Annotated in this window: 18 protein-coding genes; 11 read left to right on the plus strand and 7 right to left on the minus strand. The window is 63.6% G+C overall.

Annotated features, from left to right (window positions below; translation table 11 throughout):
• Window positions 1-1199, minus strand: a 1199-nt coding sequence (locus tag AC2VOG_RS00085) for a cation:proton antiporter domain-containing protein (protein WP_486937874.1), incomplete at its 3' end; no start/stop codon positions are given.
• 127 nt (window positions 1200-1326) lie between these two features.
• Here AC2VOG_RS00085 and AC2VOG_RS00090 point away from each other — a divergent pair.
• From AC2VOG_RS00090 to AC2VOG_RS00105, 4 genes are read left to right on the plus strand one after another with little or no spacing between them, the layout of a single operon-like run.
• On the plus strand, window positions 1327-3093 hold the full coding sequence (locus tag AC2VOG_RS00090; protein ID WP_486937875.1) for an NAD(P)/FAD-dependent oxidoreductase: 1767 nt from the start codon (window positions 1327-1329) through the stop codon (window positions 3091-3093).
• A gap of 40 nt (window positions 3094-3133) precedes the next feature.
• A complete protein-coding gene (locus tag AC2VOG_RS00095) occupies window positions 3134-8701 on the plus strand; it encodes a type I polyketide synthase (RefSeq protein ID WP_486937876.1) in 5568 nt (1855 codons plus the stop codon).
• Window positions 8698-9534 (plus strand): ABC transporter ATP-binding protein, encoded by an 837-nt coding sequence (locus AC2VOG_RS00100; RefSeq protein ID WP_486937878.1) that lies wholly within the window; start codon window positions 8698-8700, stop codon window positions 9532-9534. The genes AC2VOG_RS00095 and AC2VOG_RS00100 overlap by 4 nt, the downstream gene beginning before the upstream one ends.
• A gap of 14 nt (window positions 9535-9548) precedes the next feature.
• Window positions 9549-10391 carry an ABC transporter permease gene (locus tag AC2VOG_RS00105; RefSeq protein WP_486937896.1) on the plus strand — a complete coding sequence of 281 codons (843 nt, stop codon included), beginning with the start codon at window positions 9549-9551 and terminating at the stop codon, window positions 10389-10391.
• Here the strand turns inward: AC2VOG_RS00105 and AC2VOG_RS00110 are convergent, their stop codons facing one another.
• Window positions 10392-11642: an NAD(P)/FAD-dependent oxidoreductase gene (locus tag AC2VOG_RS00110; protein ID WP_486937879.1), complete on the minus strand. Its 1251-nt coding sequence runs from the start codon at window positions 11640-11642 to the stop codon at window positions 10392-10394.
• A gap of 256 nt (window positions 11643-11898) precedes the next feature.
• Here AC2VOG_RS00110 and AC2VOG_RS00115 point away from each other — a divergent pair, with 256 nt between their 5' ends.
• From AC2VOG_RS00115 to AC2VOG_RS00125, 3 genes are read left to right on the plus strand one after another with little or no spacing between them, the layout of a single operon-like run.
• Complete coding sequence (locus AC2VOG_RS00115; RefSeq protein WP_486937880.1) at window positions 11899-16017, plus strand: SpoIIE family protein phosphatase; 4119 nt, start codon at window positions 11899-11901, stop codon at window positions 16015-16017.
• A 2-nt stretch (window positions 16018-16019) separates the two neighbouring features.
• Window positions 16020-16349 carry an STAS domain-containing protein gene (locus AC2VOG_RS00120; RefSeq protein WP_486937881.1) on the plus strand — a complete coding sequence of 110 codons (330 nt, stop codon included), beginning with the start codon at window positions 16020-16022 and terminating at the stop codon, window positions 16347-16349.
• 59 nt (window positions 16350-16408) lie between these two features.
• Complete coding sequence (locus AC2VOG_RS00125; RefSeq protein ID WP_486937882.1) at window positions 16409-17221, plus strand: adenylate/guanylate cyclase domain-containing protein; 813 nt, start codon at window positions 16409-16411, stop codon at window positions 17219-17221.
• A 4-nt stretch (window positions 17222-17225) separates the two neighbouring features.
• On the opposite strand, the gene AC2VOG_RS00130 is transcribed toward AC2VOG_RS00125, so the two are convergent.
• The 4 genes from AC2VOG_RS00130 to AC2VOG_RS00145 all read right to left on the minus strand — a co-directional run bounded on the left by AC2VOG_RS00130 (window position 17226) and on the right by AC2VOG_RS00145 (window position 21412).
• Window positions 17226-17438, minus strand: a complete 213-nt coding sequence (locus AC2VOG_RS00130; RefSeq protein ID WP_486937883.1) for a hypothetical protein — start codon at window positions 17436-17438, stop codon at window positions 17226-17228.
• Between the two features lie 71 nt (window positions 17439-17509).
• Window positions 17510-20353 carry an MMPL/RND family transporter gene (locus tag AC2VOG_RS00135; RefSeq protein WP_486937884.1) on the minus strand — a complete coding sequence of 948 codons (2844 nt, stop codon included), beginning with the start codon at window positions 20351-20353 and terminating at the stop codon, window positions 17510-17512.
• Window positions 20350-20748, minus strand: coding sequence for an MmpS family transport accessory protein (locus tag AC2VOG_RS00140; RefSeq protein WP_486937897.1), 399 nt, complete (start codon window positions 20746-20748; stop codon window positions 20350-20352). Before AC2VOG_RS00140 ends, AC2VOG_RS00135 begins: the two co-directional genes overlap by 4 nt.
• A gap of 229 nt (window positions 20749-20977) precedes the next feature.
• Complete coding sequence (locus tag AC2VOG_RS00145) at window positions 20978-21412, minus strand: hypothetical protein (RefSeq protein ID WP_486937898.1); 435 nt, start codon at window positions 21410-21412, stop codon at window positions 20978-20980.
• 283 nt (window positions 21413-21695) lie between these two features.
• Between AC2VOG_RS00145 and AC2VOG_RS00150 the strand changes: the two genes are divergently transcribed.
• Window positions 21696-23189, plus strand: a complete 1494-nt coding sequence (locus tag AC2VOG_RS00150; RefSeq protein WP_486937885.1) for an MFS transporter — start codon at window positions 21696-21698, stop codon at window positions 23187-23189.
• 58 nt (window positions 23190-23247) lie between these two features.
• Here the strand turns inward: AC2VOG_RS00150 and AC2VOG_RS00155 are convergent, their stop codons facing one another.
• Window positions 23248-23412 carry a hypothetical protein gene (locus AC2VOG_RS00155; RefSeq protein ID WP_486937886.1) on the minus strand — a complete coding sequence of 55 codons (165 nt, stop codon included), beginning with the start codon at window positions 23410-23412 and terminating at the stop codon, window positions 23248-23250.
• A gap of 282 nt (window positions 23413-23694) precedes the next feature.
• Here AC2VOG_RS00155 and AC2VOG_RS00160 point away from each other — a divergent pair, with 282 nt between their 5' ends.
• The 3 genes from AC2VOG_RS00160 (at window position 23695) to AC2VOG_RS00170 (ending at window position 26982) form a co-directional block, all read left to right on the plus strand.
• Window positions 23695-24693, plus strand: a complete 999-nt coding sequence (locus AC2VOG_RS00160) for a Gfo/Idh/MocA family protein (protein WP_486937887.1) — start codon at window positions 23695-23697, stop codon at window positions 24691-24693.
• A 296-nt stretch (window positions 24694-24989) separates the two neighbouring features.
• Window positions 24990-25214 (plus strand): MbtH family protein, encoded by a 225-nt coding sequence (locus tag AC2VOG_RS00165; protein WP_486937888.1) that lies wholly within the window; start codon window positions 24990-24992, stop codon window positions 25212-25214.
• A gap of 160 nt (window positions 25215-25374) precedes the next feature.
• Entirely contained in the window at window positions 25375-26982 is a 1608-nt protein-coding gene (locus AC2VOG_RS00170; RefSeq protein WP_486937889.1) for a class I adenylate-forming enzyme family protein, read from the plus strand.
• Window positions 26983-26985: the final 3 nt, after the last annotated feature.

Raw genomic sequence — 26985 nt, forward strand, 5'->3', positions numbered from 1 at the left:
ACCGGAGTCGCCATCAAAGTGGTGACGATGGCCACCAGCACCAGAATGGTGAACAGCGTCGGCGTGATGATCCCGGCGTCGAGCCCGATATTGAGCAGGATCAACTCGATGAGGCCGCGCGCATTCATCAACGCGCCCAACGCGACTGATTCGCGGGGCGGCACTTTCCAGAGTCGCGCCGCTAACGTGCACGCGAATCCCTTACCGGCAATCGAGAGCACGAGAATCCCCAGCGTTACCGCCCACAGCGCCGGGCTGTTCACCAGACCGATCTGCGTGTTCAGCCCCGAATAGACGAAGAACAGCGGCAGCAGAAAGGTCGTAACGAGTGGCTCGAGGTTGACGGTCAGGCGTTCTGCGAAAAAGCCGGACGGCATCGCGACGCCGAGAATGAAGGCGCCGAAGATGGCGTAGATCCCGATCGTGTCGGTGACCCAAGCGCACGCCATCAGCAGGATCAGGACCGTGCTCAATACTGGCGGAGAGACCGTTTGCCGACGTTCGGACATTGTGCCGAGCACACGAAATGCCTTGCGGCCAAATGTCAGAATCAGAGCTGCGTACAGAATTCCCCCGACAATCGCCGTGATCGCCACCGTGGCGCTTCCGCGGTGCATGGCAAGCACAGTGGCCAACAAACACCACGAAAACGCGTCGTCGGTCGCGCCGCACGCCAACGCGAGTGTGCCCAACGATGTTCCGGCAAGACCTCTTTCGTAGATGATTCGAGCGAGCATCGGGAAGGCGGTGGTCGCAATCGATGCGCCCAGGAACATCATCGCCATGACCGGCGTGACGCTGTGGTCGAAGTAGATGCCGCTCGACAGCAGGGGTGCCGCCACCAGCGCCCCCAACGCCAGCGGCACGAGGATGCCCGCTGCCGACACAGCGACCGCTGTGCCGACACGATGCTTGATGAGGTTCACGTCGAAGTTGAGCCCGACCAGGAACATGTAGAGCACCAACCCGATCTGGGCTGTCGTATAGAGCACGACATTGGCCGGGCCCGCCGGAAAAAGATGATGCTGCACGTCAGGCCATACCTGACCCAATAACGACGGCCCCAGCAGCACTCCGGCGATCATTTCGCCCACGACCGGCGCCTGGCCAAGTCGCTGCACAACGACGCCGGTGATGCGGCAGGCCACGAGAATGACCATCAACTCGAACATAAAGTGGACCGCTGTTGGTGCAGGCATGGGTGCTTCCTTGGGGGTTGGGCTGGGGTTGGCCCGACTCTTCGCTGCTCCGCTTGCCAGAGACCCAAATTAGTGTAGCTTCTTAAATGTTAAGTAACTGTCCTATCCGAACAGCGGGAGGGGACGTGTGGACCTACACGCACAGCTGTCACAGCTGACCCCGGAGGCACGGGCCGCGCTGGCGCAAAAGATCAAATCGCGGCTCGGCGGCGGAGTCGGCGGCCAATCGGAGCATGAGGTGGCGATCGTCGGAGGGGGAGTCGCAGCGCTCACCCTGGCGCTGGAACTACGCCGCGCCCGGCCCGGAACTCGATTGCTCATCGTCGACCCGCGCGCGCACCCGTTGCCGGAGATCACCCATACAGTCGGAGAGTCGACGGTTGAGATTTCGGCTCAATACCTGCGAGACCGCCTCGAACTAGCCGACCACCTCAGTACGGCTCAGATCCGAAAAATGGGTCTGCGGATGTTTTTCTCGCACGACGAAAACACCGACATCGCACAACGCATGGAGCTCGGGAGCCCCACCTTCGCACCTCAGGTCACCTATCAAATCGACCGCGGCCGACTGGAGAACGAACTCAACCGACGCTGCGCCTCTGAGGGGGTGGCAATCACTGCCGGCCGAGTCACATCCGTCGAACTCGGCGTCGACGGACATCCGCACACCCTGCACATTCAGCGTGGCGACGCCACGACGTCGACCACAGCCCGATGGGTGGTCGACGCCTCAGGTCGCAACCGGGCTCTGCCCCGCCAATTCGGACTCAAGCGCGCCAACGAACACCACTGCAATGCCGTCTGGATGCGGGTTGCCACTGAAATCGACATCGGCCAATGGAGCGACAAACCGGAATGGCAGGCGCGCCTCGTCGAGGGCGACCGGGCAATGTCGACCAATCATTTGATGGGCGAAGGCTACTGGGTTTGGCTGATCCGGCTCGCGTCTGGATCGACCAGTGTCGGCATCGTCGCCGACCCCGCGTTCCACTCGTTCAGCGACTTCAACACCCTCGAAAAGGCGCAGGCGTGGCTTGCCGACCACGAACCGCAGTGCGCGGCCGTCATCGAGGGCAGCAAGCACCTGATCAAGGATTTCAGGGTCATGAAGAAGTACAGCCACGGGGCGACCAAAGTTTATGATGCACAAGCCCGTTGGTGTCTGACCGGTGACGCTGCAGTATTCCTCGACCCGCTGTACTCCTCGGGACTGGACCTCGTCGCGATCGGCAACGGGCTCATCACCGACCTGATCACCCGCGAACTCGACGGTGAAAGCGTCGTCGCACGCGCCGCTATCAACGACTCGCTGTTTCGATCATTGACCGACATGTGGCTCAATATCTACCGCGATCAGTACAAGCTCATGGGTTCGCCCGCAGTCATGACGGCAAAGGTCATCTGGGACGTCGCATATTACTGGGGATTCCTCGGGCTGATGTACAGCAACGACCGATTCATCAGTGTCGCTGACGATCCCGGAGTGGTGCCGCAACTGGAAGGCCTCATCGAGCTGAGCAACCGGATGCAAGAGTTCTTCCGGGAATGGGACGGTGTCGAAAGCGCCCGCCCTTCATCGCAATTCGTGGATATGTATTCAGCGCACAACTTCATGGTCACGCTACATAAAGCCATGATTGGGAAAGCGTCAGATTTCACCGCGCAATTCGATGCGAACGTGCTGCTGCTGCGCCAGCTTGCCGGCCAACTCATCGAGACCATCCTCACCGACAAGTGCCGCGATTTTTCCGATGACGTCATGCAGCAGGTGCAGGCATGGCAGCGCGATACCTTGCTGCGAGAACTCCGATCCACCTACCGTCAGCAGCAAGACGTCGACCCGCTCGGCCAGGAGTGGATTGTCCGATGCGCGCCCGAACTCGAATTCAGTTGAGAGGACGACAGATCCGACCACAAGGCGTGAGGTCGATGACGTGAGTACACTCGCCGGACAAGGCTCTCACGAGCCACTCGCAATCGTCGGGATCGGCTGCCACTTCCCGGGCGGCGCCCTGAATCCGGACCGCTATTGGGAATTGCTGCGCAACGAAATTGACGCGACCTGCGTCGTGCCTGAAAAACGCTGGAACGCCGACAAATTCTATGACCCGAACCCCCAGAAGGTCGGGAAGATGGCGACCCGTCGGGGCGGGTTCCTCAGCGAAATCGATCAATTCGATCCCCAGTTCTTCGGCATCTCACCTCGGGAGGCAAACTCGGTCGATCCGCAACAGCGACTTCTGCTGCGTACCACCTGGGAGGCATTGGAAGACGGCGGGATATCGGCCGACACTCTGGCCGGCACGGATGTCGGGGTCTTCGTCGGCGGGTTCACCCTGGACTATCAGCTTCTTCAAAACAAAGGGCGCAGCAGTCGCTACCGGTTCAAGACGCACTCCGCCACCGGAATGATGATGACGATGCTGGCCAATCGCATCTCGTTCACCTTCGACTTCCGCGGACCGAGCATGACCATCGACACTGCGTGCTCGAGTTCGCTCGTCGCGGTACATCTTGCGGCGCTGAGCATCTGGAACGGCGAGTGCGACCTGGCGCTCGCCGGCGGTGTCAACATCATGATCGGGCCCAACACGGCGATCGCGGAATCCAAGAGTGGTTTTCTGGCACCCGACGGCCGCTGCAAAGCCTTCGACCAGTCCGCCGACGGCTACGCACGAGGCGAAGGAGGCGCCGTCGTCGTCATCAAACCCTTGGCGCATGCCCTGCGAGACGGTGACGACATCTACGCGCAGATCCTCGGCACGGCGGTATCCCAGGACGGTCGCACCGACGGCATCACCGTACCGAGCGCGCAAGCTCAGCAAGCTGCCATCACGACGGCCTTGAGACGGGCCGGCGTCCACCCCAATGACATCGGCTACGTCGAGGCACATGGCACTGGAACGCCTGTCGGCGACCCGGTCGAGATCCAGGCTCTCGCGCACACACTCGCCTGCGAACGTCCGCCGGACAAGCCGCTGGTGATCGGATCGGTCAAAACGAACATCGGCCACCTAGAGGCCGGCGCCGGTGTCGCGGGACTGATCAAGGCGGCACTGGTGCTCAAGTATGGGTACATCCCGGCGAACTTGCATCTGGACAATCCCAGCGACCGAATTCCGTTGGCGGAGTTCAGTATCGATATTCCCCGCTCCGGGCGCCCGTTCCCGCACGCGACACGACGCCTGGCGGGGGTCAACTCGTTCGGCTTCGGCGGCACCAACGCCCATGTCGTGCTGTCCGAGCCACCGGCTGCGCCCAGCACCAACCGCGTCGACCAGCCCCCGGAGCTACCGCTGGCTGTGCTGCCGATCTCGGCGCGCAGCGAGGAAGCGCTGGTGGCAACGGCTCGTCAGTTGGCCGAACATGTGCAGGCGCATCCCGATCTGGCCCTGCGCGACCTTGGCTACACGCTCAGCCGGCGGCGCACCCATTTGAACTACCGGCGAACTCTCGTCGCGGACAGCATCATCGATGCACAACGGCAACTCCGGGCACTGGCCGAAGGCGGACCGATCACAACGAACCGCACCAACTCGGCGGCCACCAAACTCGCCTTCGTCTGCACCGGCATGGGCCCGCAGTGGTGGAAGATGTGCCGGGGTTTGCTGGATGTCTATCCCGTGTTCACCGAAAGCATCCTGCGTAGCGACCGCGAACTGTCCCGCTACGCGCAATGGTCGCTGGTCGATGAGCTTCGCGCTGATGAAGCCGATTCTCGGATGACCGAGACCGAGGTGGCCCAGCCTGCCAACTTCGCCATCCAGATCGCGCTCGCCGCGCAGCTGGAGCATTTCGGGATCACCCCGGACGCGGTGATCGGTCACAGCGCCGGCGAAGTAGCCGCCCATCACCTTTCCGGGATTCTCACCTTTGAGCAAGCCGTTCACGTCAGCTATCACCGAAGTCGGCTGCAACAGCGCACCAGCGGGCTGGGTCGCATGCTCGCGGTCGGCCTCAGCGCCGAAGCGTTCATGCAGACGATCGACGGCCAAGCGCGAGACGCCATCGGCCGGCGCGTATCGATCGCCGCGATCAACGGTCCGTCTACGGTCACCATTGCCGGCGACAGTGACGTCCTCGACGAGATCGCGCGCCAACTCAATGACTCGCACGTCTTCAACCGGCTCCTTACCGGACGAGTGCCGTATCACACCCACTTCATGGATGCCATCAAAGAGGAGCTGATCAGCGCATTCCAGGACTTGACTCCTGGGTCGGCGTCGACGCCGCTGTACTCGACGGTCACCGGCGAACGGCTGGACCGATACGCCGACGCCGCCGCCTACTGGTGGCAGAACACCCGGGCGACCGTGCTTTTCGAGCCAGCTGTCCGCCGCATGCTCGACGACGGATACACCCATTTTGTCGAACTGGGCCCGCATCCCGTTCTCGCCGCATCGCTATTTGAAATAGCCTCGGCCGACAAGGCCGACGCCGTGGTCATGGCGACCCAGCGCCGCGAGGACGACGACGGTCGCACGCTGATGAATTGCGTTGGTGCGCTGCACTGCCACGGCCATCGGGTGGCGTGGGAAACGCTCTACCCGCAACAAGCGGCGCGTCTTGTCAAGCTTCCGTTGTACCCGTGGCAGTCCAAGCGCTACTGGAACGAAACCCAGGAAGCCGCCGAGGATCTGCACTATCACCCGGTGCATCCGTTACTGGGTCAACCAGTCAGCGGAGCTCACCCGACCTGGGAAATCGAGTTGAGCACCGCCACCACGCCGTTTCTCGCCGACCATCAGGTGCAGGGCAGCGTTGTGGTTCCCGGTGCGTTCTACATCGAAATGGCCTTGGCCGCAGCCGAAGCCACCTATGGATCCACTGACTTCAGTGTTGACAATCTCGCGCTGCTCCATGCAACGATCCTCAACGAAACCTGTGATCCCGTGCTGCGGACCACCCTGCACCGCGGCACTGGAACCCTCGAGTTCGCGGCGTTGACGGCCACAACGGGTGGCGACGTCACGTGGACGGTAACGGCGACGGCGGAACTCAACACCCTCGCGGGGCAACCCGAACCGATCACTAAGCCGCGAGATAGCAGCACCATCAACACTATTGACCGCAACGAATTTTACACCCGCGCCGAGTCCGTCGGGTTCAGCTACGGTGCGGCATTCCAAACCATTACCACCCTCGCCTCCGGCGACGGCTGGGCCACCGCGGAGATCGTGACACCCGAACCGATCGCCGACGACATCGGGTCCTACCGGTTCCACCCGGCACTCATCGACGGTGCGTTCCAAACACTCATCGGCACAGCGATTCTGGGGCGCGAGAGCGACGAAGACGGTTACCTTCCCACCAGGGTCCGGCGCAGCGCCATCTACCGCGACCCCGAACAACGCATGACCGCTCACGTCTCCGTGGTGTCGGTCACCAGGGACGAGATCGAAAGCGACATCACGCTCCTGAGCGAGGATGGGCAAACCCTGGCCGTCTTTACCGGCTTTACGCTGCAGGCGTTGAGTGCGTCGATGCAGATGTCGCCCGAGCGGATCGACAAGGGGCTCTACGAGATCGGGTGGATCGCGCGCCCAGCGCCAGTGAGCGCCGACACCGAGACGGCGACGTCACCGGACAACCTGTCTTGGTTGATATTCCTCGACAGCGCCGGCGTCGGGACGACATTGGCTGACCAACTGCGCCGCAGCGGCCAGCGTGTTCGGGCAGTCCTGCACCAGCCTGTCGCCGTGCTGACCAAGGTCGACGGTGGCTACGCACTGAACCCCGAGCAGCCCGAACACATCCATGAGCTGATCGCAACCCACCTTGCGAACGAGGGAGACCTCGCCGGCATCATCAACTGCTGGCCGCTCGACATCCACGCCGAGTCCGCGGGCTGTCACGCGGACACATCCAGCGAATCCAACTATCAGCTCGGTCTTTTCACGATTCTGCATCTCGCCAAAGCGCTCGCAGAACTCGACACCATTGCGCCACGGCTCTACCTACTGACCGGCAACGCACAGGCGGTCCTTGGCACCGAGTCACTTACCGTCGAACAGGCCGCCGTGTGGGGGCTCGGACGTGTGGTGGGTCACCAGGAGTTCGCCGACCGGTGGGGCGGACTGATCGACATCGACAACGCCGACGATCGCACCGAAACCGCGTCACGTATCTGCGCGCACATTCTCGCTGACGACGCCGAGGATCAGATTGCGATCCGCGGTCAGACGACGTTCGTCCCGCGTCTGCGCCCGACCACGGGCCTGACGCAAGCCTTCCCGACGAAGCTGACGCCCAACGCGACCTACGTCGTCACCGGTGGAGCCGGAGCCCTCGGTCGCATCGTGGCCACCTACCTGGCCGAGCGCGGTGCCCGTCATATTGCGCTGCTGTCCCGAAGCGAGATCCCGCCGCGAGATCAATGGTCGCTGCTACCCGAAGGTCACCGACACCACCAGACCATCAGCGTGATCCGCAAGATCGAGCATCTCGGCGCACAGGTGACTACAGCCAGCGTCGACATCACCGACTCCGATCAGGTGAACGGCTGGCTGAGTAGTCATATCCGCGACGGAGGCCGACCCGTCCGCGGGATCATTCACGCCGCAGGGACTGTCAACGATCGGCTCCTGCTGAACATGACCGAAGGCGACTTCACCGAAGTCATGGCGCCCAAGATCAGTGGCGCACGCGTGTTGCACAATGCCTTCCGCAGCAGCGATCTAGAGTTTTTCGTGATGTTCGGTTCGGCGGGATCGGTGATCGCCTCACCTGGTCAGGGCAACTATGCAGCCGCGAACGCGTTCCTCGACGCCTTCGCGCACTTCCGGCGTGCGCAGGGGCTACCGGCACTCACCATCGGCTGGGGTCCATGGTCGGTGGGAATGGTCGAAGAACTCAAACTGGAAAAGCTGTACGCGCAGCGGGGCATTGAGCTCATCACGCCCGCCGCCGGAACCCGAATCCTCGACAGGCTGATCAACCAGAAGGTATCCAACGTGGTCGCGATCAGTGCCGACTGGATGCGGGCCCGCCGCGCCGGGCACGGCGGTCAGCTGCCGCCGATGTTCTCCGAACTTGGCATGGCCGAAACATTGCGCGCCACCGATGATTCAGACTTGTCGATACTCGACGCCCTGTCGGGGTGCCCGAAAGCCGAGCGACTCGATATGGTCGTCGGCCACGTTCGACAGATCGTCGCCGCCGTGTTCGAGATCGCAGCCGCCGACATCAGCGCAGACGACCACCTCGACGACATCGGCCTCGACTCCTTGATGGCAATGGATTTCAGGCTCCGGATCAATGCGACGTTCGCGGTCGACCTGCCATTGCTCGAGCTGCTCCGGGGCGTCAGCGTGAATTCAGTGGCGGCCAGGATTCTCGACCAACTTCGTTTGGCAGACGCCGACCCAGCCGCGGCTACCGACGAGGCGCCAAAGCCCCCCGTGGCTGACGGCGATGTCGACCGATTGATCGAGCAGCTGTCTGAGGCCGAGCTACGGGACATGCTGGCCGAACTCGAGAAGCAGGGCGGGACATCGCCGTGAATCCTGCCGTGCACGTTCGTGGTTTGTCGAAGTCCTACCGACGACTGCACGCCGTGCGGGACGTGGACCTCGACGTCGGGTACGGCGAGGTATTCGCGATCCTCGGACCCAACGGGGCGGGCAAGTCGTCGACCATCGAGATCCTGGAAGGTCACCGCAAGCGGGATTCCGGACACGTCAGCGTGTTGGGCGAAGACCCCGGAACCGCAGGCCGAGGCTGGCGCGCCAAGATCGGCATCGTGCTGCAGGAGGTCAGCGACGCCGGCATGCTGACTGTCGAGGAAACGCTGCGGATGTTTGCGAAATGCTATGCCGCAGCGCGCCTCCCCGAGGAGGTGCTCGAACTCGTCGGGCTCGGCTCGGTGGCCGCATCGAAAGTGCGGACGCTGTCTGGCGGTCAGCGCCGTCGCCTCGATGTCGCCCTCGGCATCATCAACAAACCGACTTTGCTGTTTCTCGACGAACCGACGACCGGATTTGATCCTGAAGCGCGACTGCGCTTTTGGGACCTGATCCGACTCTTGGCCCGAGGCGGCACGACGATCCTGCTGACCACCCACTACCTCGAGGAAGCTGCAGCGCTGGCAGACCGTGTCGCGGTGATCGCCGCGGGCCGGGTCGTCGCAGTCGACTCCCCGCCGAATTTGATCCGGCACGTCAACTCAGCCGCGACGGTCCGGTGGCGAGTGGACGGCGAAATCCGCGAAGAGCGCACCGATCGTCCCACCGAATTGATCAGGCGACGCTCCACGGGCGGGACGGAGTTGATCGATTTGACGGTGTCTCGCCCCACGCTCGAAGACGCTTACCTGCAGTTGATCGGCATGCAGTGATGCACGACGAGCGCATGCTCGACGCCGTGGCGAGGCACCGGCGGGGCGCTCCGGCGGTGCCGCCTCTGCCGTCTCCTGTGCGCATCGGCCTGGCTCGGGTTGTCCCGGAACTCAAGATGTTCTACCGCCGGCCAGAGCAGGTGGTTCTGACTTTTTCACTGCCGGCGATCATCTGCATCCTGCTGGGTTCGATCTTCTCGGCCAGACTGCCCAGCGCCGAAACCAGCACCGGCGCCGTCATCGCGGCCAGCATGCTCGCCTACGGGATCTTGTCGACGTCGTTTATCAACCTGGGCATCAGCATCGCGGGCGACCGCGATACCGGCGCATTGCGGCGGCTCCGCGGAACGCCGACCACCGCGGTGTCGTATTTCATCGGCAAGATTTTTCTCGTCGCCATCGTCAGCCTTGCCGAGGCGGTCATTCTCCTGACGGTAGGGCTGCTGTTCTTCGACCTTCGGCTGCCGACAACGATTTTCGGCTGGTTTACGCTGAGCTGGGTATTTCTCCTGGGGATTGTCAGCTGCTCACTGCTGGGAATCTTCATCAGCAATCTGGCCAGCAACGCGGTCGCAGCCGCCGTGGTCACCAACGGTCCGGCGGTCGGCTTGCAGTTCGTGTCAGGGACCTACGTGCCGATCACCATGTTGCCGACGTGGATGTTGGTCGTGGGTTCTATTTTCCCGGTCAAGTGGATGGCTCAAGGGTTCCGGTCGGTGCTGTTGCCATCGAGAATGGCGGCCTTCGAGCCGGCCGGAAGCTGGGAGCACTGGCACATCTTCTTGGTGCTGACCGCGTGGACGATCGGTGGACTGGCCGCGTGCCTTGCGGTGTTCCGGTGGTCGGACCGCGACTGATCAGGGCCGGGCGGCCAGAATCCGTTCCGCCGTCCGCCGTCCGCTGACCAGTGCACCCTGGATCGAAGCCGTGTCGCGGTGGTCACCGCAGCACCACAGCCCGTCATCGATCTCAACTGGCCGACGGACTTGCAGCGGCGCCGGCTGGGCCGGCAGCGCGTGTCGAATCATGCTGCGCGTCAACAGCGTCCATGCCCGTGGGTCGGCTCCCAAGATGTCGGCCGCGTGGCGCCGGGTCGCCGATTCCGGCGGTGCCGCACCGTCGGCGCCCAGCAGCGCAGACGCCGCGATCAGATGCCGGCCCGCCGGGGCATAGCTCGGCGCGGCGGTACTGATGACCGCGGTGTTCAGCACCGGCCCCGGCGGGTCGCGTCGTGCGTCGACCCACAACGTCGGTCGCGCGGTGGGCACTTCGTCGGCGGACCACCAGTCGGTGACGACGCCGTGAGTGACCGGTGGAGGCGTATCGGTCAGCTCGGCGGCGGTCAGGGGATCGGTCGCCACCACGACATCGGTTGCGCGGACGCTGCCCGCTACGCCCCACACGAGCCAGCCCGCCCCGGCACGCTCGATGCGAGGCACCTTCTGGCTCAACGTAATCCGTCCGCGCAGTGGTTGGGCCATCAACCGCGGCAGAGCCTGCATACCCGCCGCCGGCAGCGCGGGAACACCGAGCACGAACATCCGGGCCAACAGCAGCGAGAATGCGTTGGAGGCGCTGCCGGCATCGTCCAGCAGCACGCCGGCCAGAAAGCGGTCGACGACGCGGCGCACCTCGCCATGTACGCCCGCCTTGTCCAGCGCTGCTTTCAGCGTGATGTCGCGGTCGGCATGAGATATCAGGGCGCGGGGGCGCAGCGCGGGAAGTGCCCACCGCAAGATCGCCACGATGTCAGCCGGCCGAACCGCCCCCGAACCCAACATCTTCGGAACACATCGGGGTTCGCGCAGGGGATGGACCAGGACGGCTGAACCGGATTCGCGGCGCACGGCAACCCCCGCGGCGAATGGTCGCAGGTCGAGCGCGGAGAGGTCGACGGCCCGCCGCAGCTCCGGATAGGCGGGATTGAGCACCTGGAAGCCCCGATCACAGCGGAAGCCGCCGATCGTGTCAGTGCGGACCCGACCGCCGACGTCGTCGTGTTGCTCCCACACCTGGACGTCGCGGCCCGCTGACGCGAGAACGTTGGCGCACCGTAAGCCGGCCAAGCCGGCGCCGATCACCACCACGTCGGCACGATCTTCGGCCATCGCTTTCCCACCCTTCGGTCACGCTGGCTCGTCGAGAACACCCACATTGCCATGACAGCCGAACGGGCAACCCAGTGACCTGCGGCCATGCCCGGCTTGGATACCGACGAAAATGGGAACACCACAACACCGTGTGCGATCGTGGGGACGGCTGATCTGCGCAGTCGCGAGGCACCAGCGCTCGGGCTGAGCCCGACAGCGTGAGTTCAATAGGTAGTCGTCGGCAGAGCGGCGCTAACAGCTCGAGGGAGTGAGAGTGGTCTTCCGCGCAGACGAAGAGATCGGACGCGATCTCGCGGCTGTCGATTGGTCCGCGACTCCGCTCGGCCCGGTAGCGAGCTGGCCGCAAAGTCTGCGTACCGCAGTCAACATCTTGTTGTCGTCACGCTTCGCGATGTGGATGGCCTGGGGCCCGGAGCTGACTTTCTTTTGCAACGCGGCCTACCGGCGCGACACCCTTGGCAGCAAGTACCCGTGGGCGCTCGGACGCCCGGCCAGCGAAGTGTGGGCCGAAATCTGGGATGACATCGCTTCGCGCGTCGAACGCGTCATGTCTGCCGGCGAGTCGACATGGGATGAGGCGCTGATGCTACTGCTGAAGCGGTCGGGGTATCTCGAGGAGACCTACCACACGTTCTCCTACAGCCCGTTGCGCGACAACGACGCGAGCATAGTCGGCATGCTCTGTGTGGTCAGCGAGGAAACCGAGCGGATAATCGGTGAGCGCCGGATGGCAACCCTGCGCGATCTCGGTTCGGACTCCAGCGTGGTCCGAACCGAGCGCGAGATGCTGGACTTCGCGGCCGAGCAGGTGTCGCATAATCCGTTCGATTTACCGTTCACCCTCACCTACCTTTTTGGCGACGACGGCGACGCCCATCTCGCCGGGGTCAGTGGCATCACCATCGGACACGCCGCGGCGCCGCCGATCCTGCCGGTCGGCTGCAACTCTGCGCCGTGGCCGGTGGAGAAAGTCGCCCACGGCGAATCGGAGCTGGTGGCCCTCGACCCGTCGTTGGGGCTGCCGAGCGGTGCCTGGCGCGAACCCCCGGACAGCGCGCTGGTCGTGCCGCTGTTGCAGCCGGGTCGCCCACCATACGGCTTTCTAGTGGCGGGGCTGAATCGCCATCGATTGTTCGACGACGACTATCGCGGCTTCGTCGAACTGACCGCGGGTTACATCGCCGCCGGGGTGGGACGGGCGCGCAGCTACCATGCCCAGCAGCAGCGAGCCGAGGCGTTGGCCGAACTCGATCGGGCCAAAACCACCTTCTTTTCCAGCGTCAGCCACGAATTCCGGACCCCGCTCACTCTGATTCTCGGCCCGGTTAACGAATTGCTCGGCCAGCCAATAGGACTCGACCAGCGGGCCCGCCAGGAACTCGAACTCATCCAACGCAACGGGCTGCGTCTTGCCAAGCTGGTCAACACCTTGCTCGACTTCTCTCGCATTCAGGCGGGGCGCATGCAGGCGCACTTCGAGCCGGCGGACCTGTCGGCCCTGACCGCCGAACTCGCCAGCATCTTTCGTTCGGCGATCGATCGGGCGGGTCTGGCGTTCATCGTCGATTGCCCGCCGCTCGACCGATCGGTGTATCTCGACCGCGAGATGTGGGAGAAGGTCGTCCTCAACCTGCTCTCCAATGCGTTGAAATTCACCTTCGAAGGTTCAATCACCGTCCGAGTAGCGCGCGACGACACGAATGCGGTTGTCAGCGTCACCGATACCGGAATCGGAATCCCCGCAGCCGAGATGCCGCGTCTCTTCGAGCGTTTCCATCGCATCGAGACCGCGCAGGCCCGCTCGACCGAAGGCAGTGGAATCGGGCTGGCGCTGGTCAAAGAATTGGTCAACATGCACGGCGGCAGCATCGCTGCCGACAGCAAGGAGGGCGAGGGCACGACTTTCACGGTGAGTCTGCCGTTCGATGGTGCGCACCTGCTCGGCGACGAGCTCGGATCGCCGAGGACACCACACGCGACGCCGAGCGTCACCGCCGACCCCTATGTGCAGGAGTCGCTGCGCTGGATGCCCGCTGGTGCGGAAATGACCGCCCACTCCCATGCCACCACCACGGGCGTCACACCGGCCGAGGGGCACGGCGAGCCGGCACGGGTGCTCATCGCCGATGACAACGCCGACATGCGGGAATACCTGACCAATTTGCTCACAAACTCCGGCTACCGCGCGTTTGAGGCGGTCGACGGCGGGCAGGCGCTGGCGGCCATCCGGGCCGAGGTTCCCGACTTGGTGATCAGCGACGTCATGATGCCCGGCATGGACGGCCTGCAACTTCTTGCCGCGCTGCGTACCGAGCCGCGAACCGCTGCGATCCCGGTGCTGTTGCTGTCCGCGCGCGCCGGGCAGGAAGCATCGATCGAGGGTTTGCAGGCCGGTGCCGACGATTACCTCGTCAAACCGTTCGCCGCCGCCGAGCTGCTGGCACGAGTACGCGCCAATATCGAGTTGGCACGGCTGCGCAACCACCAATCACGTTGGCGCACAGCATTGGTCGATTCGCTACAAGAAGCATACTTTGTCTGCGATGAGCACGGCGCCGTGGTGGAAATCAACAACGCGTTCACCGAGATTCTCGGTTACGGGCCTGAACACCTTCCGTATCCGGCCAGTCATCCCTGGTGGCCCGATGCCGAGACCGACCCCGAGGCTCATGGTTTGGTCGAGGCGGCATTCGAACGGATGCTGGGCACCAGCCAAGGGGGCTTCACAGTACCGGTCAATCATTCTGACGGGCACAGAGTTTGGGTCGCGGCCACGTTCAACCATGCCGAAGATCCCGACACCGGACGCCAAGTCATGGTCGGCACCATGCGAGACGTCACCGCCGAGCGCTACCTGATACAGCGCCAAACCGCACTTTCCGCACTCAATCAACAACTGGCCCAAGCGGATACGGTTGAGACCGCCCTGAATGGGGCAGCGCAGGAGCTGCGTCGGGTGTGGAAGGCACGCCGCGTCCTGGTGGCGACCTTCGCGAGCAACGACGAGTCCGCCGCACCGGATTTGGTGTGCGCGGGAGAGCCGGTGGGGTGGACCGAACTGCTGCCGCGGGAGCGGCAGGTGATCGAGACGTTGCGCGACGCGGAGCTGCTGACCACCGTCGCCGAGGAACCGGGCGCGGCCGGCATCACGCTGCGCCACGTGCGCGGAGTGTCGGTCTTTTGGGTCGAGTTGGCCGAACACCGGCCGTTCACCGCCGAGGACCATACCCTGCTCACCGTGCTGGCGGGACGACTCGGTCAAGGCTTGCAACGCGTTTACGAGGTCGACGAGCAACGCGAAACCGCGGTGGCACTGCAGCATGCGATGCTCGGCCCGGCGCGGCTGCCGGGGGGGTTCGCGGTGCGGTACCACCCGGCGAGCCAGCCACTGCAGGTCGGCGGCGACTGGTACGACGTCGTCACCCTCGACGCCGACCGTGTTGCGCTGATCGTCGGGGACTGCGTCGGCCACGGGCTGGCCGCCGCGACCGTGATGGGTCAGCTGCGCAGCGCCTGCCGGGCCCTTCTGCTCGAGAAGTCCAGTCCGAGTGCGGTGCTCGCCGGCCTCGACCGGTTCGCCGCCCGGTTGGCCGGCGCCGACTGCACGACCGCATTCTGCGCTGTTCTCACCCCCTCGACCGGCGAACTCGTCTACTCCAGCGCCGGCCATCCACCGGCGATCATCGTGCACTCCGATGGCACGTCCCAGATGCTGGAAGGCGGCCAGGGCTTCCCCCTGACCATCCGGACGGACCGAGATCGGCCCGAGGCGCACATCACGATGCCGCCGCGTTCGACCCTGCTGCTCTACACCGACGGTTTGGTCGAGCGCCGCGGTGACCCCATCGAGAACGGAATGGCCCGTGCGGCTCAGCTGGTAGACGGCGGGGGCTCAAGCGAACTCGACGGGCTCGCCGACGAATTGATGTCGGGCCTCGAGCCCGCCGGCGGCTATTCCGACGATGTCGCCATACTGCTCTATCGACAGCCGGCCCCGTTGGAGATCGACTTCACCGCGGATGTCAAACACCTGGCGCCGAGCCGTGATGCTTTGCGACGCTGGCTGATCGAGGCCGGTGTCGAGCCCGACCAGGTCCAAGACATGCTCGTCGCCACCGGTGAAGCCGTCGCAAACGCCATCGAACACGGCCACCGCGATCGGCCCGACGGCGCCATCTCGCTACGAGCGACGGCCGTTGTCGACGGCCTGCACGTCAGCGTGACCGATAGCGGCGTGTGGAAGATTCCGCGGCAGGTGCCCAGCGAATACCGCGGTCTTGGCATCTCTCTCATGCGACATTTGGTGCAGGATTTGAGCATCCACTCCAACGACGCGGGTACGACCGTGCACATGTATGCGAGAATTACCTGATCATGACCCCGCTTTCGCTCAACACCGACCGTGGCGCCGACGGAACGCCCCGGGTGACTGCGGCGGGCGAGATCGACATCAGCAATATCCACATCTTCACCCAAGCGTTGACCACCGCGAGCGAGGGCAAACGCGGGCCGATCACCGTCGACATGAGCGCGGTCCAATATCTCGACAGTGCCGGGGTCAACGCGCTTTTCAAGCATGCCGACGAAATCGACCGGCTGCATCTCATCGTGAACCCGTCGCTGGTGCGTGTCCTGTCGATCACCCGCCTGAGCGAGATCGCCAGGGTCGAATCCGCGCCGGACCCCGACGGCGTCGACGACTAGCAGCGATCGGCGTTTGCCCTGAGGACGGTGCCGAGCCCGCCAGTCGTCATACTCAACGCGTGAACGCGGTTGTCGTGACGATCGGCCTGGCCATCGTCGAGCTCGGTGGGCTGGTCGCGCTCGGGGTGCTGCTGACTGTGTCTCGGCGTCAGCTCACCCAAGCGCGAACCGAGTTGGAGCGCAGCCGCCAAGCCCGCACCGGACGCCGGCGACGGCGACTGGGACTGGCGCCCTTCGCGATCAGGACAGCGTGGCGGACCGCCGACTCGCTGATGACCAAGGGCATCGGCGCCACATTCCGTAACTCGATCGAAGACCTGGCCGGCTGGGCGCAGGTCGAACGTCCCGATCTGGCGAGACTGACCGCGGACGGCGATGTGGTGATCGTCTTCTCCGACATCGAGGACTCCACGGCGCATAACGAAGAGCTCGGGGATCGGGACTGGGTGAAAGTCCTGGAGCGCCACAACCGGCTCATCGAAAAACTCGTCGCCGAGCACGGCGGACACGTGATCAAGACCCAGGGCGACGGGTTCATGATCGCGTTCGCCGACGCCGAACAGGCAGTGCTGTGCGGCGTCGAGATACAGCGTGCGCTGCTCGACAAAGCCGAGCAGTGGGGCGGGATCCGCGTCCGCATCGGCATCCATATCGGGCCTTCGGTACGGCGTGGGGACGACTTGTTCGGGCGCAATGTCGCAATGGCCGCCCGGATCGCCGGCCAAGCCGAAGGTGGCGAAATTTTGGTGAGCGATGCGGTCCGCGAGGCCGTCGCCGGTAGCGCCGGTTTCGATTTATGCCCGCCACGAGAGACGGAACTCAAAGGCCTGCAAGGTATTCACCGTCTCTACACGGTCAAAGTTCCCGACTGAACCATCACGGCCTGATTTCCACCTGATCGTCGGGGTTGAAGTAACGTTCGGTCCCGTCAGTGAACTTCACCGTGCACAGTTCCGGCAGGAAGCTGCCGTCCTGGGGGGCCAGCTCCGAGACCACGCGAGCCTTGACCCGCTTCCACGAGTCGTCGCCCTCGCCGTGTTCGCGGAGTTGATATCCGGGCATCCGGTTGGTGAGATCGACAGCCCGCATTTGGAGCACCTGGCGTGATGGCGTCGGCATACTTTCGATTCTGCCCAGCAATTCTTACAACCAGGTGACGACTAGGTTCTGACGGGCTGCGGATCCGACGGCCGCCGACGCACGAGGGTGGGCCACCAGAACCACGGCCCCAAAATGGCGAGGATGGACGGAACGACGAACGAGCGCACGATCAATGTGTCCAGTAGCAGACCGATACACACCGTCGAACCCACTTGGCCGATGGTTCGCAGATCGCTGATCAACATGGCCAACATCGTGAAAGCGAACACCAGACCCGCAGACGTCACGACACCGCCGGTACTGCCCAACGCCCGGATCAGCCCGGTGTTCAATCCGCCGTGCAACTCTTCCTTGACCCGGTTGATCAGCAGCAGGTTGTAGTCCGAACCTACCGCCACCAGGATGATGAATGTCAGCGGCAGGACCAGCCAATGCAGATGTAGGCCAATCAAGTGCTGCCACAGCAGGATCGACAGTCCGAACGCCCCCGCATAGGAGAATGCGACCGTCCCGGGAATAACCAAGGCCGCCACCAGACTTCGGGTGATGAACATCATGATCAAGAAGATCAACACGAAGGCGGCGATGGCGGCGATCAGCAAATCGGACATCGCGTATTCCTTGATGTCCTTGTCATTGGACCCGGAGCCGCCGATGTAGATCCGCGCGCCGGCCAAAGAAGTCTCTTTCAGAGCTGTCTTGATCGCGTCGGGGAATTGCTCGACGTGTTCCACACCTTCGGGTCCCATCGCGTTGCCCTCGTGGGTCACGATGAAGCGGGCGGCCTTGCCGTCGGGCGACATCATCAGCTTCATGCCGGCCTTGAGATCTTCGTTGTCGAAGGCCTCGTGTGGGATGTAGAAGTAGTCGTCGCTGCGCGATTTGTCGAAATCGTTGCCGACGTTGATCGAATCGTCGAATGTCTGCTCGGTCTGCAGCGACTGCAAGTCCGCCGATCCGAAGCTGTTGACCAGCTTCGCCTTCAACTGTTCGGTGTCGTCGGCGGTGGCTTTCAGTTGCGCAATGATCTTGGGGAACGTCTCGTCCACCACGGCCAGCGAGATCCGGGCGTACTTGATGTCTTCGGCGAGGTGGTCGATCTGATCGACCGTTGCGAACACCGATCGAAACGTCCAACAGATCGGTATGTCGAAACAATGCTTCTCCCAGAAGAAATAGCTCTTGATCGGCCGGAAGAAGTCGTCGAGATTGGAGACGTTGTCGTTGATGTCGTTGCTGACCCTTTCCAGATCCTCGACGGTCAAGACTGTCTGGTGAAGCTCGTCGGAGACTCTCTGGAAAAAGCCGATCTCTTTGCGCAGCACCGCAACCGAGTCGGCCTGAATCTGCGCCTGCTCGTCGGTGTTGATGTTCTGTTCCTTGTTGAACGGCAACTGCTGACCGTTGCCGCTGCCCTGGGTTGTGAACAAGTAGGGGATCGACGCGTGCTCGAGAGGTCGGCCGAGGGGCCGGGTCATGCCCTGCACCATCGCCACCCCGTGCAGGCGAATCAATGCCTTCGCGACCCGGTCGAGTGAGATGAAGTCGGCCGAATTGCGCATGTCGTGGTCGGTCTCCACCATGAGCATCTCGGAGAACAGTTTGCTCTTGGGGAAGTGCCGGTCGGCGGCCTGGAAACCCAGGTTGGCCGGCGCGTCTTGCGGCTGGTACTGCCGGTCGTCGTAGTTCTGTCGGTAGCTCGGTACGAAGATCGCACCCAGCATCACGATGGCCGAACTGGCCACCAGGATCGGCACCGGCCAGCGAACCACACTCGCCCCGATCCGTCGGTACAGGTGCGCCTTGACCTGCCGCCTCGGGTCGAACATGCCGAAGAGGCTGCCGACGGTCAACACGGCCGGGCCGAGCGTCATCGCCGCGGCGATCGTGAACAACATCGTGATCGCCACGGCCGGGCCCATGGTGTGGAAGTAGTTCAGCCGCGCGAACGTCAGGCAGTAGCATGCGCCGGCGATGGTGAGGCCGGAGCCGACGACGATGGGCAAGACGCCCTTGTACGCGGTGTAGAACGCATCTTCACGGCTTTCACCCGCTAAACGGGCCTCGTGATAGCGGCCCATCAGGAAGATGCCGTAGTCGGTTCCCGCTCCCAGGGTCAGTGCGATGACGATGTTCACCGCGAACGAGGACAGCTCGATCCATCCCAGATGCCCGAGCGTAGAGATCAGCCCTTTGGCGAAAAGCATTTCGATGAGGACGCCGAGCAACACCGGCAACAGCGTGGGCGGCGAACGATACACGATCAGCAACATGACCAGGATGAGGATGATGGTCACGATCGTGACGTTGTTCAGGCTGGCGTTGGCGATGCTCAGCGTGTCTGACGCCAAGGGCGCGGCACCGCTGACGAAGACCTTGAGTCCAGCCGGCGGCGGATCCTTTTTGATGATTTCCCGGACGGCGTCCACCGAGGCATTAGCCTCGATCTGGCCGATGTCACCGGCAAGGCGCAGCAGCACGTAGCTGGACTTGCCGTCGACGCTCTGCGCCCCAGCCGCGGTGAATGGTTTGCCCCACAGGTCCATCACGTACTGCACGTGCTTGGTGTCGTGCTGGAGGCGCTGCATCAGATCGTCGTAGTAGTGGTGATCCTGTTCGCCCAGTTTCCGGTTCGGCGTTTCGAACACGACCATCGTCAGGTTGGTCGAATTGGACTCGTGGAACTTCTCGCCGATGTGCAGAAGCGCGCGCTGCGACGGCGCATAGTGCGGAACCATCGGGCCGGCGAGTTCTTCGGCGACGTCCTCCACCTTGGGCGTGAAGGCCGTCATCGTGACCGAGCAGAAGCCCCAGAAGAAGATGATCGGTATCGCGAATCTGCGAACCATCCGGGGAAGAAACGGGCGCTTAACCCGATGGTCGTCGAAGCGATGCTCGCTCATGCGGACTTCACCCTGCATTCGACGTCGGCATCCGGATGGTCGGATTTTTGCTCGTCACGGACGATGCCGTCCACCAGCATGCGACACCCCACCTGACCGCCATGGACGTGCACCGAGATAGCGCCGGATGCCACCGTCAGCGTGGTGCTTTCGATGTGAGACCAGGGCAGCGTCGTGATGTCGACTTGGTGGGGATGCCCGTCTATGTCGACATAGACCAGCGTCCCGCCCTTGCCGACGGAGCCGAACACCTCATAGGTCAGCCGCTTGACGTTGAATTCCTCGGGTGCTTGCGGACCGTTGACCGTGATTACCGGCTCCGGTTCGGAGAATTGGTGCACCTTGTACATGCCGACCAGACCAACGCCGACAGCGATGACGGTAACCAGCGGCATCCAGAATCGTGCCAAGAACCTTCGCGCGTTTGGACGAGGGCTCACTCGATCACCCTTTCGCAACGCCTTCCCCGAATCTTGTGCCGGCCCGACTCCCACAGTCGGTCCGATATATCACCAAAATTGATATGCGGCCGTCGTGACGTTACCGGTACAGAACGGCAGCGACTACAACTTGGGGAACGTTATCACCTGCCCGCACCAGCGGCAGCACGGACGACCGGATGCCTCAGGCGACGACTTCGACGGTTCTCAGACGGCCCTTGAGTCGCTTGGCGCGAAGGAGTTGGATCGCCAGATTTGTTGAGGTGAGCATCGGAATCACACCGATGAACGTCCGCTCCGAGGGGGTCGCTCCGTGCAAGTATTCGAGACACCCGAAGACGTAGTAGGTGGAAAGCGCGAAGAGGGTGAACGGGATGCAGAACGCCATGGGATTGCCGCGGATCGCCACGATGCGCTGCGCATATTCGAACTCCGCGGCAGTCATCGGTTCGCGTTTGCGCAATTTTTTGATGACGCGCGGTGCGGCGCCGATCTCCTCGCTGAACGGCAGCTTCGGTTCACCCTCCAACCGCCGCGCGTAGGCGGTTCCGATGCTCAGCAGCAGCAAGGCCACCGCCAAGGCGGCCAACGCCAGCAGACTCCAGAAATACGTACTCATTCCCCATGTGCCCACACCCGACTCCTTTGCCTCGCCAATCGAAACCTAACACCGTCAGCGGCATCCGGCGCATCCGTCGCGGCTGCAAGACTGACGCGTATGCACGCCATCGGTTACCGTGTGCGCAACGCCGGCCAGACGCTCCTTGGCGTTTGGGGATCTACCGCCCCGGTATCGAGAACGTCGCGGCGCGTTGGGAACTCGACGTCCAGCAGCAGGCCGCGTCCGATCCGGCCAGACCGGTCTGGTGACCATCCCTGAGATCCGACGAGAACGGAGCAATATGAGCGACGGTGTGCACACCACAATCATCGAGACCCGTGTGCCGGCACGTCTGGACCGCCTGCCATGGTCGCGGTTTCACTGGCGCGTGGTCATCGGCCTCGGCGGGGTGTGGGTGTTGGATGGCCTCGAGGTGACGATGGTCGGCAACGTGTCGTCTCGCCTGACCGAGCACGGCAGCGGTATCGCGCTCACTCCCGCCGACATCGGCACTTCGGCCGCGTTCTACATTGCCGGAGCCTGCTTGGGCGCGTTGTTCTTTGGCCACTTGACCGATCGGTTCGGTCGGCGCAATCTGTTCATCCTGACCCTCGCGGTGTACCTGGCCGCGACTGTGGCAACGGCGTTCGCGTTCGCGCCGTGGTACTTCTTTGTGACCCGCTTCTTCACCGGCGCCGGCATCGGCGGCGAATACGCGGCCATCAATTCGGCAATCGACGAGTTGATTCCCGCGCGAGTGCGCGGCCGCGTGGATCTCGTGATCAACGGGACGTACTGGCTGGGGTCGGCCGCCGGAGCGGGCGGTGCGCTGCTGCTTCTGGACACCTCCAACTTCCCGGCCGACGTCGGCTGGCGACTCGCGTTCGGTATCGGCGCGATCTTCGGCATATTCGTCCTGCTCGTCCGGCGCAACGTGCCGGAAAGCCCCCGCTGGCTGTTCATCCACGGACGCAACCAGGAAGCGGAGCGCATCGTCGGTGACATCGAAGCGGACGTCCAGCGGCAGACCGGTCGGCCGCTACCGGAACCACCCGGCCGCCCACTGAAAATTCGCCAGCGCGAGACGATTTCGTTCGTCGAGATCGCCAAAGTGGCGTTCCTGCTCTACCCGAGACGAGCCGTCCTCGGACTGGCGTTGTTCATCGGCCAAGCGTTTCTCTACAACGGTGTCACGTTCAACCTCGGCACGCTGCTCAGCGGGTTCTACGGTGTGAGCCCGGCGAAGGTGCCGCAGTTCTACGTGCTGTGGGCGCTGAGCAACTTCTTCGGGCCGCTGGTGCTCGGACGACTCTTCGACACCATCGGCCGCAAGCCGATGATCACCATGTCCTACCTCGGTTCGGCGGTGGTGGCCGTCGTCCTCGCGGTTTTCTTCGTCACCAAGACCGGGGGAGTCTGGGGCTTCATCGCGGTGCTGGCCGCCACCTTCTTTTTGGCCTCCGCCGGCGCGAGTGCGGCCTATCTGACCGTCAGCGAGATCTTTCCGATGGAGACCAGAGCACTGGCGATCGCGTTCTTCTATGCCGTCGGCACCGCGATCGGCGGTATCAGCGGGCCGCTGCTGTTCGGTCAACTGATCGAGTCCGGCCAGCGCAGTCAGGTGATGTGGTCCTTCTTGATCGGTGCGGCCGTTATGGCGGCCGCCGGTTTGGTGGAGCTGTGGCTCGGTATCAACGCCGAACAACGTCCGCTCGAGGAGCTTGCGCTGCCGCTGACCGTGGCCGACGCAGAGCTCGACGACCATCGGAAAAACGGACTGGAAGACTTGGCGTAGCCAAGTCGTCGAGAAGCTGCGCAGGTCGCCCTGCCAAACCACCTGGCGCAGTAGTTAGTTAGTTCTCGCTGGAGACTGCTTCGTCGGCTGCGGCGCGGATCCGCTCCGACAATAGAAGCAGATCGTGTTCGCCGATCCCGTTCTGGAGCGTGTACGCGAGTTTCCGCAATTCGACGGCGCAACTGCGTAGTTCGTCTCCGAGCGGCGACTTAACCGGGATCATGAGTTTCTCCCTCGGTAGACCGATGAGTGTCGCAGATGCCATTGCCGCGCATTCGCATCGCCGGGCTTGGTGTGCCGGCGGGCGGAACCGACTTCAGTTCATCGAGCGCGGACACACGGCGAAGGTAAGCGCCGTCCCTGCGTGCGGCATGAACAAATCAGATGGACTCGCTGAGAAAAAGAAAGCGGAGCGAGTTCGACTCAACGCACTGGCGTCGCGAAAGAATCTGAGCATTGCTATGTTTCGCGGTTGCCTGGCTGCTCAAGTGCTAGCTTCGGATCCGTGGCTGAACACGGCGAACCACTGCGCATCGGCGTGCTGGGCGCGGCTCACATCGCCCCGTCTGCGCTCATCAACCCGGCGAAGGACAACCCCGAAGTGGTGGTGGCCGCGGTGGCCGCGCGCGACGGCGACCGAGCTCGGGCGTTTGCCGAGAAAAACGGCATCTCGCGAGTGCATGACAGCTACCAGGCGCTGGTCGCCGACCCCGACCTGGACGCGATCTACAATCCGCTTCCCAACGGCTTGCACGGCGCATGGACTCGGGCCGCGCTCGACGCCGGCAAGCATGTCCTGTGCGAAAAGCCGTTCACCGCCAACGCCGCCGAGGCACGTGAGATCGCCGACCTGGCGGCTAGGTCGAACCGCGTGGTGATGGAGGCTTTTCATTACCGCTATCACCCCCTGACGCTTCGAACCGAGCAGATCATCGCCTCAGGTGTCTTGGGCACCCTCAAGCGGGTGGAGGCCTCGCTGTGTTTCCCGCTTCCGAAGTTCTCCGACATCCGCTACAACTACGCGCTTGCCGGTGGCGCGCTGATGGACGCGGGCTGCTACGCCGTGCACATGGTCCGCACATTCGGCGGATCGACACCCGACGTGGTCTCGGCCCGGGCCAAACTGCATGACCCGCAGATTGACCGGGCGATGACGGCCGAGCTGGAGTTCGCCGAGGGGCACACCGGGCAGGTTCGCTGCTCGATGTGGTCGGTGCGCCTGCTCGAGATCAGCGCCCGAGTGATCGGCGAGCGAGGCGAGTTGTCGCTGTTCAACCCGGTGACGCCGCACCTCATTAACCGCCTCGCCATTCGCACACCCGAAGGCAGACGGGTCGAGCGCTTTTCGCGTCGTCCCTCCTACGCGTATCAACTCGACGCATTCGCCGCCGCGGTGTTACGAGGTGAACCAGTGAAAACCACGCCCGAGGATGCAATCGAGAACATGACCGTGATCGATGCGATCTACCGCGCCGCAAACCTGCCGCTTCGTCAGCCGAGCTGACAGACCGAGCATCAACGCGCCTCGGAGACTGCTCCCAGTCACATGGTGAAGTACTTAACAAACCTTGCTGGTCGTCAGCGATCCTGGCGTCAGTACCACCGCGATATGTATTGCGTCGCGCCGCGAATGCCGGCTCGCGCGCCCGCGGCGCAGAATGGGGCGAGATATGGACCTAAGTTGGCCGCGTACAGTCGACGCGGACATTGATGGGGCCGCGGCGGCGGGTGCCTGGGGCTCGTTTTCCGGTTTTGCCGGATCGCTTCCAGCGCCACCGCGTGAGCAGTCAGGGGAGGTAGATGACTACCAATCCCTTCGACGATGACAACGGCAGCTTCTATGTCTTGGTCAACGACGAGGAACAGCACAGCCTGTGGCCCAGCTTCGCCGACGTACCCGCCGGCTGGCGGGTAGTTCACGGCAAGGCGGACCGCGCCGCCTGCCTTGATTACATCGAAAGCCACTGGACTGATATTCGACCGAAGAGTCTGCGCGACAGGTTGGCCAAGAGCCAGGGGGACTGAACAGATCGAACGGCGCAAATCCCGGCCACGCAACCCTGGGGAGGTTTGCGAGTGAGTGGTCGCTGCTAGCGCAGGGCACCGGCACGTTGTGAGCCGGCGGCCGCCCGCTCGCTCGCTCGAGTTCACCGCAGACCAGAGTCCTTGGTCATATCATCGGGGGATGAGCACCGGCGGCCTTGACACCGTAGGTTCGCCGGCCTTCACCGACGAGGAATCGGCCCGATACCGCGCCGCAGGCTGGTGGTCGGACGTGACTTTGTCCGACGCAGTACGGGCCAACGCCCAGCAACACCTGGGCCGCGCCGCCTACATCGACCATGCCGGCGGATCGTTGACCTGGCCTGAATTCGACTCTGCGGCAACGGCGCTGGCCGAACACTTGACCGGCGTCGGTGTGCTGCCGGGTGATCGGATCGCGGTCTGGCACGGCGACTCCGCCGCCGTCCACGTGCTGTTCGTCGCGCTCGAACGATGCGGCGCCGTCGTCGTCGGCATCGGCGTGCGTGCCGGCAGCCGCGAGGTTGCAGCCATACTGCATAGCTCGCGGTCGAGAATGCTGATCGCCGATCGTCCACGCAGCCAGGGCGCGCAGCTGGCCGAATTCGGGTTGCCGATCCTGGAACTGATCCAAGACGACGGTGTTCCGCAACTGAACGTCGACGCCGCGCCTTCGGCATTGAGTTCCAAACGACCACTCGGCACCGACGACGTCTTCTTGATCAATTCGACCTCCGGCACGACGGGGCTGCCTAAATGCGTCGTCCACACCCAGAACCGCTGGTATTACTTCCACCAGAAGGCGGTCGCCAACGGGCAGCTGACACCCGACGACGTTTTCCTGCCGGTCATTCCGACGCCATTCGGGTTCGGCATCTGGACGAGTCATACCACGCCGATCTATCTGGGGTCGACCGCGGTGATCGTGGACCGATTCAGTCCGCGGGCGACCTGCGAGGCGATCGCTGAACACCGTGCCACCGTGTTGTGCTGCGTCAGCACACAGTTGACGATGCTGATGGCCGACCGCGCCTCGCGCGACTGCGACTTGAGTTCGCTGCGGGTCGTTTTCACCGGCGGCGAGGCATTGCCGTACCGTCCGGCAGAGGAATTTGAGAAGCTCACTGGCGCAAAGGTTTTACAGTTCTACGGATCGAATGAGACGGGCATCTTGAGCGCCACCACGCTGAATGACGGACAACGGCATCGGTTGCGGACGGCGGGCCGGATCGTTCCGGAGATGTCGGTTCGGCTTTTCGACGGCGACCTTGACGTCACCGACACCGGGCGCGGCCAGCCGGCATGCCGGGGGCCGGCGACCAGCCTCGGCTACCTCGGCGGCACCGACCACGACAAGCTGTTCACCGGCAACGGCTGGATGCGGATGGGCGACATCTGCGCGATAGACACCGACGGCTATTTGAGCGTCACCGGCCGCACCTCGGATTTCATCCTGCGCGGCGGCAAGAACATCAGCGCTGCCCAAGTCGAAGACGCCGCGACCTGCCATCCTGCGATTGCGGTCGCCGCGGCGGTGGCGATGCCGGATCCGGTCTTCGGTGAAAAGGTCTGTCTCTACGCCGAACTCGTCGATTCAAAGACTCTCGACCTACCGAGTCTGGTCGCTTTCCTTTTGGCGGCAGGGGTGTCGAAGGAGTTGCTACCCGAGCGACTCGTCGTCGTCGACGAACTACCTCGATCGTCGGGCGGCAAGGTCGCCAAAGGCTCTCTCCGCGAAGATCTTCAAGGCAGAATGGCGGCCCGACCGTGAGCA

Source organism: Mycobacterium sp. TH-M11, from assembly GCF_057473725.1.